Raw genomic sequence first — 16,761 nt, forward strand, 5'->3', positions numbered from 1 at the left:
ATCCGATTACATTTTTTGGATAAGATCAACCACATGCTGAGTCGCATTTGGTTGGGCATGTTGACGCGCTTTCACTGCCATTTCTGTAAGTAACTGGCGATTCATCAGCGAAGTGAACAATTCATTTAGAACATCTGGTGTCATAGTCGATTGCTGACAAATTTTTGCAGCACCGAAATCCGCCAGAAATTTGGCATTTGCAGTTTGATGGTCATCAACTGCTATAGGAAGTGGCACAAAAACTGCGGCCACACCTGCTGTTGCAACTTCTGTTACCGTAAGTGCTCCAGCTCGGCAAATAATTAAATCTGCCTCACTATAAGCCTTTGCCATATCTTCAATAAACGGCAAAACGTGTATGGTTAAATTAGCTGGAGCATCTGCATAGAGTGCTTGAGTTGCCTCAACTTGTTGCTGACCACACTGGTGAAAAACATTAAGTGGAACTTGTAATTTTTTTAATGCTGGAGGTAAGCGTTCATTGAGTGCTTTGGCACCTAAAGAACCACCAACAATGAGAATATTTAGAGGTTGCCCTGCTTGCGCGCGCTCATCATAACGCCACTTTGGGCTTAAAATATCTGTGATTTCATGACGTACAGGATTTCCTGTTGTAACGACTTTTCCACCAGCAGGAAATGTATTTGGAAATGCTTCACACACGACTTTAGCAACACGAGACAACTGCGCATTGGTAAAACCAGCAACCGCATTTTGTTCGTGAATAAGTACAGGAATACCTAACAAACGTGCTGCTAAACCACCCGGTCCCGCAACATAACCGCCAAAGCCTGCAACTGCATCAACTTTAAGCTGTTTCATATAACGCATAGCGCTAAAAGTGGCTTTTAAAATTTTAAAAGGTGCAGCAATTTTACGGACTAATCCGTTGCCACGAACACCTTGAATATCAATTTGATATATTGGAATATTTTGATCTTTTAATAATCGGTTTTCCATACCTGTTGGCGTGGCTAACCATGAAACCTGACAACCTTGTTGTTGAAGTTTTTTGGCTACGGCGAGGGCTGGAAAAACATGTCCACCTGTACCGGCAGCCATCATCATGACATGTTTAGGTTTGCTTTGCTGTGAATCGGTCACGGTCTAATTCTTCAACTCAAAAAACAATGGAAATTGTCATCTATTTTTGTAGCCGTTTATTTTAATCCTAAAGCTTCATTAACGAAAAGCTAATTTCACTCGTTTATAACAGAAAGATGTGCTTTTTTGAAAATATGCCTACAAAGCTGTGGTGTATTTAGTATTGTTATTTTATTAATTCATATATTTTCAGGTGATTTCCCATAAATACCGCGGAAAACCACCTGAAATAACTAATTAAGCTGAACGACCAGCTTCTAATACATCAAATAGATCATCTGCAATTGATGTACCAAATTGAGCATCAATTTCACGAATACAGGTTGGGCTAGTGACATTAATTTCAGTGACATAATTACCAATCACATCTAAGCCTACAAAAATCAAACCTTTTTCGCGTAAGAAAGGGCCAATTTTAGCTGCAATCAGCTTATCGTTGTCAGTAAGCGGACGCGCTTGGCCTAAACCACCCGCCGCCAAGTTACCGCGCACTTCACCATTTTGTGGAATACGGGCTAGACAGTAAGGAATAGGTTCGCCATTCACCATTAAAATACGCTTATCCCCTTCTACAATTTCAGGAATATAGCGCTGAGCCATAATTGGACGGTTGCCTAGCTCTGTCAGCATTTCTAAAGTAGAACCAATATTTACACCGTCTTGGTATAAACGAAAAATTCCCATACCGCCCATACCATCAAGCGGCTTAACAATCACATCACCATGTTCTTTAATAAATTCACGAATTAAACTTTGCTGTGATGTCACAAGTGTAGGTACTTGTAGCTCTGGAAATTGCGTTGCAAAAAGTTTTTCGTTGCAATCACGCAATGATTGAGGCTTATTAATAATCCATGAACCTTCACGCTCAGCTTGTTCAAGCACGTAAGTTGTGTAGACAAAATTCATGTCAAATGGCGGATCTTTACGCATAAGTACTACATCGTAAGCCGCGATAGATTCTTTTTTCTTTTCGCCTAACTCATAGTAATGATTGTAATCTTCAAAAACTTTTAATGGTGAAATTAGACCGTAAGCCTTACCTTGATCGATATATAAATCTTGCTGTAATGCATAACCTAATTCATGTCCACGACGGCTCGCCGCCCACAACATTGCCATGGTTGAATCCTTTTTAAGGTTTACGGTTTCAATCGGATCCATGACGACAAGTACACGCATGCTCAAGCTCTTCTTAAAATTTAAATTAACATGAGTATAGCTGAGATTTTTCACTGGTTTTTCTTAATTTCAGTAAATGGTTATCTGTTATTTCTTTAGATTAGACCAATCCGAATCCTATTCCTTCAATTTTGTTTTTAAATTTAAATTCTAGCTGATATAACAACTAACCACCCAAGCTTTTTTTGACTAAATACTCAACTATTTTAATATCAGCATATACCCATTAGACAAAACAAAACTAACAATTTCAGCGAACTGATTCATCACTACAAATAACTCACAGCCCTATAATATAAAATGGATGATACCAATTGATACTCATTGATAAAATAAATTACGCCTTGATAAAAAGGTAAGCTTTTAAACAAATGACTTTAATATTGTTTTAACTATAATAAAAATACTTTGGAATTATTAAATTGAAGACACTCATACCAAACGGTAATAAAGGTAATGTCTAAAACACTCAGTTAAACCATTCTCATTCTTAAAAAGTGATAGTTTGGCACGATGACCCTACTAATGACTCTAACCACTATATTTTAAAGTCAACTTCTTATCCACAATTCGGATGATTTAAAAAATGCACTATCTATTAAGCTAGATTCAAAAATAAGTAATAATTTTCAACTTTAAATAAAATAATTAATAAAAATATATTTTTATTAATTTAAACTTATTATTTATATAAAAATCATTATCTCATGGTATTATTAAAATTAATTTAAAAGCCGTTTAGAATAAATAAATAAAAACAACTTCCCCTTAAATTAATCTTATCATTTTAATAAAAAAATAAATAAAATTAATTTTAGTATTTACTATTTTAAATTCTTTAATATATATTGTGACCTCAACCCTATATTACAAAGGATTTAAAAATGCGTATTGATGATTGTTTAGTAAACCTAGAACAAAATGTGTGTGACGGAAATGGTCAGTTAGCACTAATTTGGTGGTTTATCTAATCTTTAGTTAGATAAATAATTAGGGGTGATTAGAGTTTTTTAACTCTATTACCCCTAATTATCTCTTATAAATTCTTTCCAATTTAAAAATTAATATTATCAAATAAGCTTAAAATGAATAAACAGTTTAATTTTAATGAAGTTTTTAATGGTATAGAATCTGTTTTTAGTAAAAACTCTATTAACCTAAATACATTTAATACATATTTATCACCTAAATTTTATCACACTATAGGTGAGTATTTATTAGAGTTATTAGAAAAAAAACACGATTTTATTCCTTCATTTAATCCAGCAATATCATCTCGTATAACATTACTTCAAACACAATCAATTCATTTAGAACTAGAAATTTTACCTGCAAATATCCCACCTAGGAATTACATATCCACCAACGGAAGCAAACAAACTGTTGGCGTATTAATTGGTAGTGCTAACATACAAAGATTTTCAAAAAATGATGAAAAAAAAGAAATAGTTAAATTTTCAAAAGAAATTATATCTAGTGGACAATCCACTTTAATAGATCATGAGATAGTGGTCGTAGAAAATAATTCTACAGTCTCAACTTATCTTTTATATTTAACTGATAATACAAGTGTTACTAGTGAATCAATAAGAGAAGTTTATTCTATAAATACTGGGAAATTTAGCCATATAGTATCAAATAGTCTTGCATCCTCACGTTTAGAACTTATGTTATTTACTATGGGACATATGAATTACAAAGATTGTTCAGATGTAGCAGAACATTTAGCTTTTAATCATAGGGATTACTTTATTAGATGGGAAGCTACAAGAACTTTCTGTAAAGTAAACCCTGATCAAGCAGAAATATTCCTTTCAAGAGTTTTAGCGGAAGAACAACATCCTCATGTTATTAATGCTATTAATCAAAGTTTATTTTTAATCAAAAATAGGAATAAATAAAATGAATAAAGATAAAATATCTTTAGATGAATTTATTGATTATATTAAAAAAAATATAGACTTAGATGATCTAAATTCTATTAACTCTGCCGCTCCAATGTTAATAAAATTAAGTAATGATAAAGACTTATTACCTAAGGCTGTATGTGACGAATTAAGGTACTCAAATAAACCTTTTCAAGAAGGTAATCCTTATCAAGCTAGTGGCTATGTTCTTTATAAAGATGAAGATTTTGTGATAAGGGCAGTTTGCTGGATTTCAGATAAAGAAAGAAAGTTTGTAAATGTAGATGTTGATCGAGGTCTACTAATTTATTCTATAGCACATGATCATGATTTCAGTTTCTTAACAGTTGGTCATTATGGTTCAGGTTACTATACAGAAACTTATGAATATGATTATGATTCAGTCATAGGTGAAACCGGCGAAAGCATTGAAATGAAAAAGATCTCTTTCAATCAATTAAAACCAGGTCAAACTTATCTCTTCCGCGCAGGTAAAGAAATACATCAGCAACGTTCTCCAGATGATTTTTCTATTAGCTTAAATTTGATTGTTCGAAAACGAGGTCAACAGAGATTTAATGACCAATATGCTTTTGATTTAAACAATAAAAAAATCATAAGACCTTTAGAGAATGACACATTCAAAAGAGCACAAACTGTACATCTAATAGCTGATTTACTCGGTTCTAAATGCTTAGATAGTTTTTGGAAATTAAAAGATTCCCATAGTTGTAGAAGAACACGTATTGAAATAATGAAGGAACTAACTAAATTTAACCCGACTTTACGTAATGAAATTTGGGAAAATGCAAAGCTAAGTTCTGATACCATCCTTTCTAATGCAGCGTACGAAGCTCTAAAATAATATCTTTAGTAGTCAAATGAATTTACTAACTATCAAAATTATTTTGATATTTTAAAATATCAACTATTTTGATAGTGAATAAGGAAACTTTATTCCAATCTGTAAACTCAAATGTCTTAGATAAATTTGTAGGTCCATTGGTTAGATACATTATAAATTTTATCATGTATCTATCAATAATATTATAATTAGGATAATTAATAGCTCCTGAAAACACACCAACAATATTAGGTTTCCAATTTGTCTTTTCTTTAAATTTTTTGAAATAATTATCTAATTCTGGTATATCTCTACCTTTTTTCCTAGCCGTTGCACTGACTGAAAAAAAACCATTATTTATTGATTCTAACTCTTGCAAGTTATTTTCAATAAATTTATAAAGAGATTGGTTATAGTTTCCATAACGAATACTAGCACCTATAAGAATGAAATCATATTTAACATCTATTTTAGAGTAATTATCTACAGAAAAAACAGAAATTTTAAAACCATAACCAAGTAATATTTCTTTTATATAGTTGCTTATTTTTAATGTTTGACCATCTGTAGTTGAAAACAATATAAGAATATTTTTCATTTATAATAAAATCCTTCAATATATTAATAAATTAAAATTGATTAATTCTATAAAATATTTTAAAATTAATCCAACAATATTTAAAATCAAAACTATTTTTAAACATATGAAAAGCTACAAATATGTATATCATATATACGATTTTCTATTAGCGATTTATTTTTGCAAGATAAAAAATAAATTTGGATCGTATAAAAAATAAATTACTATTCACAATTAACCAAAATCCTTTTTCATCCAAGAATTCCATAATTCGAATCATTGGATTATTTTGATGTGCTAATTAATATGCATATAAAGTCGCTATTTTATTAGTTTGTTTTAAGTGATATTCATCTGATTAAGAAAATTCAACGAATTCAATTTTCTTTTTAATCCTGACTGATGCAACAACTATTCACTAATACTTTGTTTATAAGACTTTACTCATTTCTTAATCACTCTAATATAAGCAATGTATAATTTACAACCATAAAACTGTCTCATTAAGCTTTTATTAAGAAATACAATATAGACCATAGATTTACAAGGTGATTTTTTTAACTGTGAGAAAATATTTTGAAATTATTAAATTCGAAACACTTTTATAAAATAGCAATAAAGCTAATTTGTAAAAACTCAGTTGAACTATTTTCATTCTTAAAAGATGTCAATTTGGTGTGGTAAATCTATTGATGGCTCCAGCGCTTATATTTTTTAAGTCGATTCCTTATTCGCGATTAGACTAAGGTAAATTCAGTTAAACTATCGCCATAAATGACTATTTTTTAAGGTTTAGAATGAAACTTTATCGCTATTTAACTGGTCCTGATGACTCTGCTTTTTGTGCACGAGTGACTAAAGCACTGAATCATGGTTGGGAATTATATGAAGCGCCAACCATGACCTTTAATGGCACGCATGTCATTGTTGGACAAGCAATTTGCAAAACAATTGACGAGAATTATGATCCAGAAATGGATATTTTAGATGTTCTGAAAAATAACGCTTAATTCTAAGGGGGATTTTTTATTAGTAAAAGCCCCTCTCCAAAACTCAATTAACAAGAAAAACTAATGAGTTAATTCACATAGTTTGCTTAATTTACTCATTACATTCCTAAAAAATAGTTATTAAAAAATAAAAATGTCATTTTTTAAGGCAATATTTCTTTTATTCTAAACAATTAAATGATTATAATTATCATTTATACTTTTATTTTTGTTAACTGATTTTATTTTTATGTTAAGAATTTCTATACCATCTCCCCAAATTAAGCGTCTTTTCCCGCTGAGCTTACTCAGTCTAATGATCTTGAATATTCAAGGTGCCTACGCAGAAGACTTGATTGACTCGTCATCGAAAGTGGCAGCTACCATGCCCACCATAAAAATTGAGGCCATGAGTGAACTCGACCCAATTAAAAGTTATATCGACTATGACAAGGCCAATGTCACACGCGATGGTTTAGACAAAAAAGATATTCCTCAAACCGTTGATACCATTGATGTACAGAAATATAAAATTTATGGATCAAATGATTTAAGCGTTATGCTGCAAGGCACCCCTGGCGTATCAACCAGTTATGATATGCGCGGTGATGGGATCACGATTCGTGGTTTTGGTGCCGATACAGGTGATATTTACCGCGATGGCATACGTGAAAGCGGACAAGTACGTCGTAGTACAGCCAATATCGAGCGTATAGAAATTTTAAAAGGCCCCGCTTCTGTTTTATATGGTCGTAGTGCTGGTGGCGGGGTTGTGAATATGGTGAGTAAGTTCGCCAATTTTGACTCTAAAAGTTCAGTTGGTGCGTACGCAGGTTCTTACGACAACTACGGAACAACCGCTGACATCAACCAAGTTATTAATGACAATTTAGCAATACGTTTAACGGGAGAATATGGCGAGACAGGCAGCTTCCGCTCTGGTATTGAAAATAAGATTGAAATGTTTTCACCAAGTTTCACTTATAAAAATGACGATGGAACACTCACTTGGACCACGCAATATACTTATGACAAATTAGGTCGTATACCTGATCGCGGACCATTACATGACATTCTGCCTGCGGGAACTTCAATTAAAATGGGATTTGCCCAAGACGGCGATTATGTTGATGATATTTTGCAAGTGGTCCGTACCGATGTGAATTATCAATATGCGCCTGATTGGAACTTTCACTGGGCGGCAAGTTACCGACAAGCAGAACAGAACTTTGACCACTTTTATTTTGGAACTTATTGTGGGTTAGATGGAAAAAACTCAAAGGATGAGTCTTGTACTAAAAAAGGTTACATCGACCAAATTTACTACTGGCAACAAACCAGCAATAAGACCACCACCAATACATTTGATATTAAGGGCAAGTTCAAAACAGGCCAGCTTGAACACCAAATTATGGTAGGTACAGACTGGACTTATGAACAGCGAGAGCCACGTCTAGCCAATAAAACTCAAAATGGGTCAGCCATTTATGGTTACGTTAATCCAATCACTGGTGAACGAGAGTACAGCCGTGGCAATGGCCCATTAAAAATTAGTCAGCATAACTATAATGAAGGCACCACTTACGGCATATTTATTCAGGATTTAATTGGTCTAAATGACCAACTTAAACTGATGATGGGTGTCCGCTACGACTACTTCGATTTTTCAACCACCAACAAGTTAACTAATGAACACCGTAACGTAAAAGATGGTAGCTTTAGCCCAAATGTTGGTTTGGTATGGCAACCGCTTCCTGAACATAGTTTTTACACGTCTTACTCTAAGAGCTTTGCACCATTTGGCGGACAAATGGGTGTTAACCAAGTCACTGGAAGCACCGATGTCACAAAAATGGATAAAGAACCTCAATATAACGAGCAATACGAAGTTGGGGTAAAAAGTGAATGGTTAGATAATCGTTTAAATACTCAATTTTCTGTCTTTGATATTCGTAAGAATAATATCCGCTATAAACCAAATCCTAATGAGCAACCAGAAGTATGGGCAACTGCGGGTCAGCATCAATCTCGTGGTCTTGAATTTAGCTTTATTGGCCGCGTACTTGATAATGTCTTTGTTCGAGGTGGTTATGGCTACACAGATGCAAAAGTAAAAGAAGATAAACAGAAGCCTGAACAAGAAGGTAACTATTTAGCAAATACATCTAAAAACACGGGTAATTTATTTGTTCGTTATTTACCAACTGAACAGTGGTATACCGAAGTGGGCGTAACCTATGTAGGTTCGTATTATCCAAATATTAATAATCAAGTCAAAATGGAAGGCTTCAACCGTATTGATGCAGCGATTGGCTATAGTGCAGACCCATGGAATGTCACACTTGCAGTGAATAACTTAACCAATAAAGAATATTGGCGCTCAGACAGCATGCCAGGCACACCACGTAATGTGTTATTGCGTTTGAATTATCAGTTCTAAGTAAATATTAAAAAGGCATACCCCTATTTGGAGGTATGCCTTTTTATTTTTAAATAGTAAAAAAGACAAGATTTTTATCTTCAATAAATAAAATATTTAATTTTTAGATTATACTCTTCTCACTAAACATACCAATTAAATCAACAATATGAATAAACAGTTTATTTTAACTTTTTTATTATTTTTTTTATCGCTATCAACAGAAGCAAAAATCATTACTCTTTCAATTGATACATATCAAGACTTATCAAAACAACAGCAAAATAGTATTAAAGACAACCTCAATAAAGGATGGATCAGTTATGCTAGAGATGATACAAGAATTCATTATTTGAGTTATCAACTAATTAAATCTATTTCAGATTCCGTCGTAATAGCTCCAGTTAAAACTGCACCAGTCAATCTAGGAAATTTAAATTCTTTAGAGTTATGGCAATTTGACTGCAAAAATAAAAAAATGATGTTGTTGTCAGAAGCGACTTATTCAATTACGAATTCTGAAATATTTTCAATACAAGAAGTAGAATTTCCAAAAGAAGTGCCCGCTATTCCGAACTCTATTGCAAATAGAATTCTAGAAATGGCATGTGTTCTGAACTACATAAAAAATCATTAGCTATAAAAGGAAGGAAAGTTCAAGTACTCCTTCCTTTTATATTATGGAAATTAAATACCGTATTTCTCGCGATAAGCTTGCATATTTGCTAGCGCTTCTGTTTCGCCTTTCGCTTCTAAATAATCCATCAAATCTTTCATGGTAATTAGGGCGTGCACAGGAATTTCTAATTCTTTTTGAACTTCTTGAATTGCAGAAAGCTCACCTTGACCGCGTTCTTGACGATCTAATGCCACCAAAACACCCGCTATAGTTGCGCCAGCGTTTTTCAAAATCGTTACAACTTCACGAATCGCTGTACCTGCGGTAATTACGTCATCAATAATCCAGACCTTTTTGCCTTCAACCGCTGCACCAACTAAAACACCGCCTTCACCATGATCTTTTGCTTCTTTACGGTTAAAGCCCCATGGCACGCTTTTGTTATGGACTTGCGACAAAGCAACAGCAGTCGCCGCTACAAACGGAATGCCTTTATAAGCTGGTCCAAAAATCACATCAACATTTTGACATTGTGTTAATTTATCAGCATAGCCTTGCGCTAAAAGAGATAAAGCTTCACCATCGTTGAGTAGGCCTGCATTAAAAAAATAAGGACTCACGCGTCCAGATTTTAAAGTAAACTCACCAAATTTAAGCACACCGCGTGATAATGCGAGTTCGATAAATGCTTGCGGGTGAAATGACACAGGCGTTGTCATGAGGTGCTCCAAATTCACAATTGAGGTTAAATTTTCGCATGATACCAAAGGATCAGTATCCAAGTGATGTAAAAATTCTTCGAGTCGTTTCCATTAACGTAAATGGCTTACGTTCTTCAGTAACGAAAGGCTTACTTGAATGGTTAGAACAATCAGATGCCGATGTCGTATGCATGCAGGAAAGCCGCATTACCCATGAACAATGGACTGAAAAATTTAGACCCGAAGGATGGCATACCCATCTCTTTCCAGCAGAGCGTGCAGGTTACGCGGGAACTGCAATATATAGCCGCCTACCCTTCGTCTCTGTTAAAGATGGTTTAGGGTTTGAACTAGCTGACAGTCAAGGCCGCTTTATTTCTGCGGAATTCGATTTAGGTTTGTCACATCCGGTACATATTGCCTCATTATACTTACCTTCAGGCTCAAGTGGTGAAGAAGCGCAAGCACGTAAAGATTTATTTTTAGGTGAATACGCAAAAATCTTGAAACAATGGCGTGATGAAAATAAGTCAGTCATCATTTGTGGTGACTACAACATTGTTCATAAACGTATTGATATTAAAAACTGGTCGGGTAACCAAAAATCATCTGGTTGTTTACCCCATGAGCGTGCATGGCTTGACCATATTTACGATGAACTTGGCTATGTTGATACATTCCGTATCGTTCGCCCAGAAGCAGAACTTTATTCATGGTGGTCAAATCGCGGCCAAGCTCGTGCAAAAAATGTAGGGTGGCGTATTGACTATCATGCATGCTCACCAGACTGGAAAGCACGCACAACCAACGCTTGGGTCTTTAAAGATCAATGGTTTAGCGATCATGCACCAGTAATTATCGACTATAAAATTCAAGAGTAAGTGAACAAGTGTTCACTTGCATTATCGTTTTCGCTTACAGCATATGTCGTTTTTGAGTATTTTTCTTACACAGCTTTAACGGCATTATAGCCCCACGGCACAAGGACGCAGTCAGGATGACGTAAAAGGATAGGACGCCGTAGGAAGATAAAATAAACTTATGATAAGTTTATTTGCAAGGATGTGACATTGGACGTTGAAATGAGACCCGCATGATCAGGATGATTAAATGCGGGTTTTCTCTTTTTTAGTCTCTTATTTTTTGCGCTAAGTTCTTTTAGTTTTAACTTCTTCTTATTAAGCTCATTATTACCTTGTCTTATGACAATAACATGACATTTCTTTTTCGATTAATCATTAATTTTCATTTGTTTTAAAAGTATGGGTATAAAGTAGTGCTTAAAAGCTTTTTGGGTTAGGCTGTGTGCTCTCTCTTTTTGACATGGTCCGATAAAATGTTAAAAATTTATGGAATTAAAAACTGTAATTCAATGAAAAAAGCATTTGATGCTTTGCAAGCCAAAGGGCTGAGCTACGATTTTCATGATTATAAAAAACAAGGCATTGATGCAGATACTCTAAAGATCTGGTTAAAAGAAATTGGCCAAGATACAGTTCTCAATAAAAAAGGCACGACTTGGCGTAAGCTTTCGGAAGAAGAACAAAATCGTGCTTTAAGCAGTGAAAATCACCTTATTGAAGCACTCATTGCTCAACCTAGTTTAATTAAAAGACCTGTTTTACAAACCTCACAAGGTTTCATTGTAGGTTTTGATGAATCTACCTATCAAAACATCCAAGCATAAAAAAACGAGCCATACGGCTCGTTTTTTATTAAAACTTTTAGTTCGCGCGAATCCATGTTTGGTTACGACCAAGTGCAGAAACGCCAATATAACCACGTAATTTAAGCTTTTTACCGCCATCGGTTAACTCACCTTTCAGTTTGTAAGTTTTACCAGATTTTGGGTCTAAAATCGTACCGTTTTCATAACTGTTACCACCTACATTTTTTAAATTATGTACAATGGTGACACCTTTAAGTGGTTTGTTTTTATACGGACCTTCACATTTTGTACAAGCGTTTTCTTCACCCGGTGTCAAAATGTTCTGAATGGTTGCAGTTAAGGTTCCGTCCTTCTGTTCCGTAAATTTCACTACGGCTTTTGGCTTGTTGGTCTGATCATCAATCGTTTTCCATACCGTTCCATTGAGTGAATCAGCCGCATTGGCAAATGCAGCCATACCAATGAGTCCTAAAGCTAAAGCAATCTTTTTCATTTTTGTAATATCCTTGGGTCTTTCAAGATTTTCAGTATTCAGAAGTCGCAAAGATATTGCAATTTTTGAATGTGACTGTTTCGTGTAACCTTGTAATCTTGCAAAATAAAATTTACAAGAAAACAAGAAACTAGCATAAAAATGGATGCTATATGAATATATCAAATGTTTGGAAATACTATTTTACAGAAACTTTTCTTAAAACAACAATTCGTAAGCCAAGCCAGCTAAATTTGCCAGCTACCGCTTTACGTCCCGTTCTAGAGCAAATGTGTCGTGCTTTTCCACGACAAAAAAATGTTTCTGTGCGCCCGATTCGACTAGCAGGCATTAAAGGTGAAGAAATCAAACCGCAAGATTCTGCGACTCAGCTGATTTTTCACATTCACGGCGGTGCTTTTTTCCTTGGCAGTGTGAAAACACACCATGCATTTATGACAGATTTAGCTGCTCGCACGCAAATGCAGATCATTCATGTAGATTACCCACTTGCTCCGGAACACCCTTATCCTGAGGCAACCGAAGCATTATATGATATTTATCAATCATTATTAGTTCAGGGAATTCAACCCAAAGATATTATTTTATCGGGCGATTCATGTGGTGCAAATTTAGCGCTAGCACTTTGCTTACGTTTAAAAGAACAACCCGAACTTATGCCAAGTGGCCTGATTTTATTGTCACCTTTTCTAGATTTAACCCTTACGAGTGAGTCTCTTCGATTTAACAAAAAACATGATGCCTTACTCTCTATTGAAGCCCTACAAACAGGAACTCAGTACTATATAGGCAATCATATTGCTGCTGAGGACCCACGCGTTTCACCTATTTTCGATGACTTGCATGGTCTACCGCCCACTTTGGTTCAAGTAGGTTCTAAAGAAATATTATTAGACGATGCCAAGCGTTTTAGAGAAAAAGCTGAAGAGGCTGGCGTTAAAGTGCAATTCAAACTTTATACAGGCATGTGGCATAACTTCCAGATGTTTAATGCATGGTTTGATGAGGCAAAACAAGCATTGGCAGATATTGCTGAATTTGCTCACGAACTTGATAAAACTTAATTTATCTATAAATGATGTGGAGAGTGAACAAAACTTTTCGCATCATTTTCTTTATAAAAAGTCATCATGTATAAATTGAAAATCATGTTATGTTTAAAAAATAAATTATTTAAACAATCCAATTTTAGGATGGTCCAATAAAGAGGCATCTATATTTAGGAGCCCTTACATATTATGAAAAGTCGTTTAATCACTCATCCCATACATAGAATAAAACAGGTGATAATCGATTTCATCCACAATAATCACATCATTAACTGGACACCATTACAAAAAAGTGCCCTGATGCTTACACTTGCCTGTGCAATGAATTTCAGTTGGATTTTATGGAAAGGCTATATTTTAATTACACCAAGTGTCTGGCAATGGACTCATTTACCTTTGGTTGAATCACAGATTTGGCTTAATTTATTTACCTTATTTTTATTAATTATTTTAATTATTCCCTGTTATCGCTACAAAAATGATGAATGGGCTCAAAGAGTTATTCCTTTCATTAGCGTTCAGTTCTTTGCACTCATGCTATGTCACGATGGATATTTAATTGGCAGTATTAGCCCAGCCACTATGGTCGGTTATGTGGGTACGATTGGGGTAGGCCTAGTGTTATTTAACCGTAAAATCGTTTATAGCGCCCTTGTGCCTGCGACAATCATTTTAACGGTATGTACGTATTTAGGTATGATAGGTACTTTGCCTTATGCTCCTCTATTTAATTTTGATGCCATGGACCATGCTCAAACCAATTCATTTTGGTTGGGAAGTATGGCTTTTTTTATTATGCCGATCTTACTGGCTTGTTTTATTTTATTTGAAATATTACTTACACAGTGGCGTCAGCGAGAAAACTACATTCAACGCTTAAGTCAAATTGATCCATTAACTAATGTATTAAATAGGCGTAGTTTAAACACGCATTTAGAATCCCTACACCAACAGCAATTTGATTATGCAGTGGTACTTCTCGATATCGATCATTTTAAAAAAATTAATGATATATACGGGCATCACCAAGGTGATCAAGTCTTAATTGAAATCGCTCAATGTCTTTCCGAGAACTTGCGTAACGAGGATATTATTGGACGTTTTGGTGGAGAGGAATTTATTTTATTACTCCCCCACACCGATATTATTCAAGCAGAGAAAATTGCTGAGCGTTGTCGTCTTGCTCTGCAAGAACTACCTGTTTGTAGCGCCCAAAACAATCCTATTCATATTAGTGCAAGTTTTGGAATCAGCAGTTCAGCTTTTGCAGAAGACCCTTATCTTGTAATTCGACAGGCTGATCAAGCACTCTACGCGGTAAAAGCTTCAGGGCGTAATCAAGTACGTACATTTCATCAGATCGAAACGATGAATATCTTATGAATCTTTTAGTTTTGCCAAACTCGCAAGTTGTTGCAAAAGCTCTTGCTGACTAAAAGCACCAGTTAAACGTAAAGCACGAATCTCTGTTTGCTCTGGGCTTAAAAATAAATAGGTTGGTGGTCCTAAAATATTCCATTGTTTGAGTAACGCTTCATGCGACTGATCATAGTGACTCAAATCAAGCTTAATTAAATAATAAGGTGCGAGAGCAGACTGAACCTCAGGTGCTTTTAAAATACGGTGCTCAATCGGTTGGCAAGCAACACACCAATCTGCATATACATCAACCACAATAGCCCGATCAGTAGGCGCTGCTGCTAAAATCTTTTGGAAGTCTGCCGCGCTAGTCGCAACATGCCACTCGGCCATGTGGTCAGAACTTTGCAAAGTTCGATTTTGAATATGTTGATATTGGTTATAGGCTACAAAAGGTGTAACGATTAATAATAAGATCGCATAGAGCCACTGTAGCTGCCCTTTTTTCCAGAAAAACTGATAAACAGCATAGGCTATAAAAGCGAGGCCTAGTACTAAACTAAGTACTTGCATACCCCAATCTGGCAATAAAGGACGAATAAAGTAGAGGCTTAAACCCAACATCAGAAAAGCAAAAATCACTTTAATCTGATGCATCCAGTCGCCCGCTTTAGGCAAAAATTTTGCCCCTAAAATGCTTGCAAGCAATAAGGGAATTCCCATTCCAAAACCTAAACAGAATAAAAGCAAAGCGCCTTGCCATTGGTTTTGTGTTTGAGAAATAAATAATAAAGTTCCAGCGAGAGGTGCAGTCATACAAGGACCGACCAAAAGTGCAGAAACCACACCCATGACTCCAGCACCGACTAAAGTGCCGCCTTGTTGCATTGACTGAATACGATCAAGTCGGTTTAACCATGTTTGCGGTAAACGAATTTCAAACAAGCCAAATAGGTTCAGAGCAAATACGATAAACAACAAACTAAAAGCAATTAAAGTCGCAGGCTGTTGTAACCAGCGCTGGAAATTTAAGCCTGCTGAAGAAGCAATTAAACCCAAGCCTGCATAGACCAATGCCATGCTACACACAAAAGTAAGTGCAATGGTCCAAGCCTTTAAACCTTTATGTTCTCGAATAATCAGCGAAGTTAAAATAGGCAACATCGGTAAAGAACATGGTGTAAATGCGAGCAACATGCCTAAACCGAGAAATAACAAAACCCCATACCAAAGTGAGTGTTCAATTAGCTTAGCAGACCAAATCTGATCTTGCGCAATTTGTGGCGTGGCTGGATCAATTACTGCCTCTGTGCCCTGCTCTTTTTCTAAAAATTTTGAATCTGAGGAAGTACCGGGTTGCGTATTTGCCAAATCGAGCAATCGTTTTGGTGCTGTTCCTGCTTGGTTTTGCACACCGACCAAGCCATCTGCATCAGTTTGAAACTCAATGGTTTGTGGCGGATAACAAATACGATCTTTGGCACAGCCCTGCCAAGTCACACTATAGTGCTCTGAAGGTTTTGTTTTAATTTTGAAATTAACTTGATGGTAGTAAACCTGACTTTGCCCATAATTTTCATCATATTGAGCAATCGCTTTAGGTAAATTTAAAGCTAAAGGTTGAGTACCTTGTTGTACGGTAAATTTGTGCTGATAAAGATAATAATTGGGCTGAATCTGCCAAGATAAATTCGCAGTATGCCGCTCAGAAGATTCAACCGAAAATGAAAAAGCTTGTTCAGGTGACAGTAGCTTATCTTGTGCAGAAACCAACTGACTAAACACACAAACAGCAACGGTTAGAAAATAAAGAATTCCCTGATGAATAAGCTTTTTCATTAACATA

At 35.2% G+C, this 16,761-nt stretch carries 15 protein-coding genes; 9 read left to right on the forward strand and 6 right to left on the reverse strand.

Going from position 1 to position 16,761, the window contains the following annotated elements:
* Positions 1 to 6: 6 nt before the first annotated feature.
* On the reverse strand, positions 7 to 1,104 hold the full coding sequence (gene murG, locus ACS125_RS03180) for an undecaprenyldiphospho-muramoylpentapeptide beta-N-acetylglucosaminyltransferase (RefSeq protein WP_443270484.1): 1,098 nt from the start codon (positions 1,102 to 1,104) through the stop codon (positions 7 to 9).
* Positions 1,105 to 1,341: 237 nt separating this feature from the next.
* Positions 1,342 to 2,286, reverse strand: coding sequence for a glutathione synthase (gene gshB / locus ACS125_RS03185; protein WP_151963763.1), 945 nt, complete (start codon positions 2,284 to 2,286; stop codon positions 1,342 to 1,344).
* A 1,085-nt stretch (positions 2,287 to 3,371) separates the two neighbouring features.
* Here gshB and ACS125_RS03190 point away from each other — a divergent pair.
* Both ACS125_RS03190 and ACS125_RS03195 read left to right on the forward strand, forming a co-directional pair.
* Entirely contained in the window at positions 3,372 to 4,187 is an 816-nt protein-coding gene (locus ACS125_RS03190; protein ID WP_443270486.1) for a hypothetical protein, read from the forward strand.
* Between the two features lies 1 nt (position 4,188).
* On the forward strand, positions 4,189 to 5,058 hold the full coding sequence (locus ACS125_RS03195) for a hypothetical protein (protein WP_443270488.1): 870 nt from the start codon (positions 4,189 to 4,191) through the stop codon (positions 5,056 to 5,058).
* 25 nt (positions 5,059 to 5,083) lie between these two features.
* On the opposite strand, the gene hemG is transcribed toward ACS125_RS03195, so the two are convergent.
* Positions 5,084 to 5,635: a menaquinone-dependent protoporphyrinogen IX dehydrogenase gene (gene hemG / locus ACS125_RS03200; protein WP_443270490.1), complete on the reverse strand. Its 552-nt coding sequence runs from the start codon at positions 5,633 to 5,635 to the stop codon at positions 5,084 to 5,086.
* A 779-nt stretch (positions 5,636 to 6,414) separates the two neighbouring features.
* On the opposite strand from hemG, the gene ACS125_RS03205 reads away from it, so the two are divergent.
* The 3 genes from ACS125_RS03205 to ACS125_RS03215 all read left to right on the forward strand — a co-directional run bounded on the left by ACS125_RS03205 (position 6,415) and on the right by ACS125_RS03215 (position 9,662).
* Complete coding sequence (locus ACS125_RS03205) at positions 6,415 to 6,627, forward strand: DUF1737 domain-containing protein (RefSeq protein WP_002122004.1); 213 nt, start codon at positions 6,415 to 6,417, stop codon at positions 6,625 to 6,627.
* Between the two features lie 229 nt (positions 6,628 to 6,856).
* A complete protein-coding gene (locus tag ACS125_RS03210) occupies positions 6,857 to 9,046 on the forward strand; it encodes a TonB-dependent receptor (protein WP_443270493.1) in 2,190 nt (729 codons plus the stop codon).
* Between the two features lie 148 nt (positions 9,047 to 9,194).
* Positions 9,195 to 9,662, forward strand: a complete 468-nt coding sequence (locus ACS125_RS03215; RefSeq protein WP_443270495.1) for a surface-adhesin E family protein — start codon at positions 9,195 to 9,197, stop codon at positions 9,660 to 9,662.
* 50 nt (positions 9,663 to 9,712) lie between these two features.
* Here the strand turns inward: ACS125_RS03215 and pyrE are convergent, their stop codons facing one another.
* Positions 9,713 to 10,363 carry an orotate phosphoribosyltransferase gene (pyrE, locus tag ACS125_RS03220; protein WP_049837532.1) on the reverse strand — a complete coding sequence of 217 codons (651 nt, stop codon included), beginning with the start codon at positions 10,361 to 10,363 and terminating at the stop codon, positions 9,713 to 9,715.
* A 38-nt stretch (positions 10,364 to 10,401) separates the two neighbouring features.
* Between pyrE and ACS125_RS03225 the strand changes: the two genes are divergently transcribed.
* Entirely contained in the window at positions 10,402 to 11,226 is an 825-nt protein-coding gene (locus ACS125_RS03225; protein WP_004790082.1) for an exodeoxyribonuclease III, read from the forward strand.
* A 455-nt stretch (positions 11,227 to 11,681) separates the two neighbouring features.
* Positions 11,682 to 12,032, forward strand: a complete 351-nt coding sequence (locus tag ACS125_RS03230; RefSeq protein WP_443270498.1) for an arsenate reductase — start codon at positions 11,682 to 11,684, stop codon at positions 12,030 to 12,032.
* A gap of 37 nt (positions 12,033 to 12,069) precedes the next feature.
* On the opposite strand, the gene ACS125_RS03235 is transcribed toward ACS125_RS03230, so the two are convergent.
* Complete coding sequence (locus tag ACS125_RS03235; protein ID WP_002121971.1) at positions 12,070 to 12,507, reverse strand: DUF2147 domain-containing protein; 438 nt, start codon at positions 12,505 to 12,507, stop codon at positions 12,070 to 12,072.
* 152 nt (positions 12,508 to 12,659) lie between these two features.
* Between ACS125_RS03235 and ACS125_RS03240 the strand changes: the two genes are divergently transcribed.
* Together ACS125_RS03240 and ACS125_RS03245 are read left to right on the forward strand one after the other, a co-directional pair.
* Positions 12,660 to 13,571, forward strand: coding sequence for an alpha/beta hydrolase (locus ACS125_RS03240; RefSeq protein WP_443270501.1), 912 nt, complete (start codon positions 12,660 to 12,662; stop codon positions 13,569 to 13,571).
* 174 nt (positions 13,572 to 13,745) lie between these two features.
* Entirely contained in the window at positions 13,746 to 14,939 is a 1,194-nt protein-coding gene (locus ACS125_RS03245) for a GGDEF domain-containing protein (RefSeq protein ID WP_174739389.1), read from the forward strand.
* Here the strand turns inward: ACS125_RS03245 and dsbD are convergent.
* Positions 14,934 to 16,760: a protein-disulfide reductase DsbD gene (gene dsbD, locus ACS125_RS03250; RefSeq protein WP_443270503.1), complete on the reverse strand. Its 1,827-nt coding sequence runs from the start codon at positions 16,758 to 16,760 to the stop codon at positions 14,934 to 14,936. The two genes, ACS125_RS03245 and dsbD, sit on opposite strands and share 6 nt — an antisense overlap.
* Position 16,761 lies beyond the last annotated feature (1 nt).

This window comes from Acinetobacter sp. PFS20 (assembly GCF_052261015.1).
Lineage (GTDB): Bacteria > Pseudomonadota > Gammaproteobacteria > Pseudomonadales > Moraxellaceae > Acinetobacter.

Excerpts from the sequence above, each read along its gene's own strand:
- gshB (WP_151963763.1), bottom strand. The coding sequence starts at position 2,286 with ATGCGTGTACTTGTCGTCATGGATCCGATTGAAACCGTAAACCTTAAA.
- ACS125_RS03190 (WP_443270486.1), top strand. The coding sequence starts at position 3,372 with ATGAATAAACAGTTTAATTTTAATGAAGTTTTTAATGGTATAGAATCT.
- ACS125_RS03195 (WP_443270488.1), top strand. The coding sequence starts at position 4,189 with ATGAATAAAGATAAAATATCTTTAGATGAATTTATTGATTATATTAAA.
- hemG (WP_443270490.1), bottom strand. The coding sequence starts at position 5,635 with ATGAAAAATATTCTTATATTGTTTTCAACTACAGATGGTCAAACATTA.
- ACS125_RS03205 (WP_002122004.1), top strand. The coding sequence starts at position 6,415 with ATGAAACTTTATCGCTATTTAACTGGTCCTGATGACTCTGCTTTTTGT.
- ACS125_RS03210 (WP_443270493.1), top strand. The coding sequence starts at position 6,857 with ATGTTAAGAATTTCTATACCATCTCCCCAAATTAAGCGTCTTTTCCCG.
- ACS125_RS03215 (WP_443270495.1), top strand. The coding sequence starts at position 9,195 with ATGAATAAACAGTTTATTTTAACTTTTTTATTATTTTTTTTATCGCTA.
- pyrE (WP_049837532.1), bottom strand. The coding sequence starts at position 10,363 with ATGACAACGCCTGTGTCATTTCACCCGCAAGCATTTATCGAACTCGCA.
- ACS125_RS03225 (WP_004790082.1), top strand. The coding sequence starts at position 10,402 with ATGATACCAAAGGATCAGTATCCAAGTGATGTAAAAATTCTTCGAGTC.
- ACS125_RS03230 (WP_443270498.1), top strand. The coding sequence starts at position 11,682 with ATGTTAAAAATTTATGGAATTAAAAACTGTAATTCAATGAAAAAAGCA.
- ACS125_RS03235 (WP_002121971.1), bottom strand. The coding sequence starts at position 12,507 with ATGAAAAAGATTGCTTTAGCTTTAGGACTCATTGGTATGGCTGCATTT.
- ACS125_RS03240 (WP_443270501.1), top strand. The coding sequence starts at position 12,660 with ATGAATATATCAAATGTTTGGAAATACTATTTTACAGAAACTTTTCTT.
- ACS125_RS03245 (WP_174739389.1), top strand. The coding sequence starts at position 13,746 with ATGAAAAGTCGTTTAATCACTCATCCCATACATAGAATAAAACAGGTG.
- dsbD (WP_443270503.1), bottom strand. The coding sequence starts at position 16,760 with ATGTTAATGAAAAAGCTTATTCATCAGGGAATTCTTTATTTTCTAACC.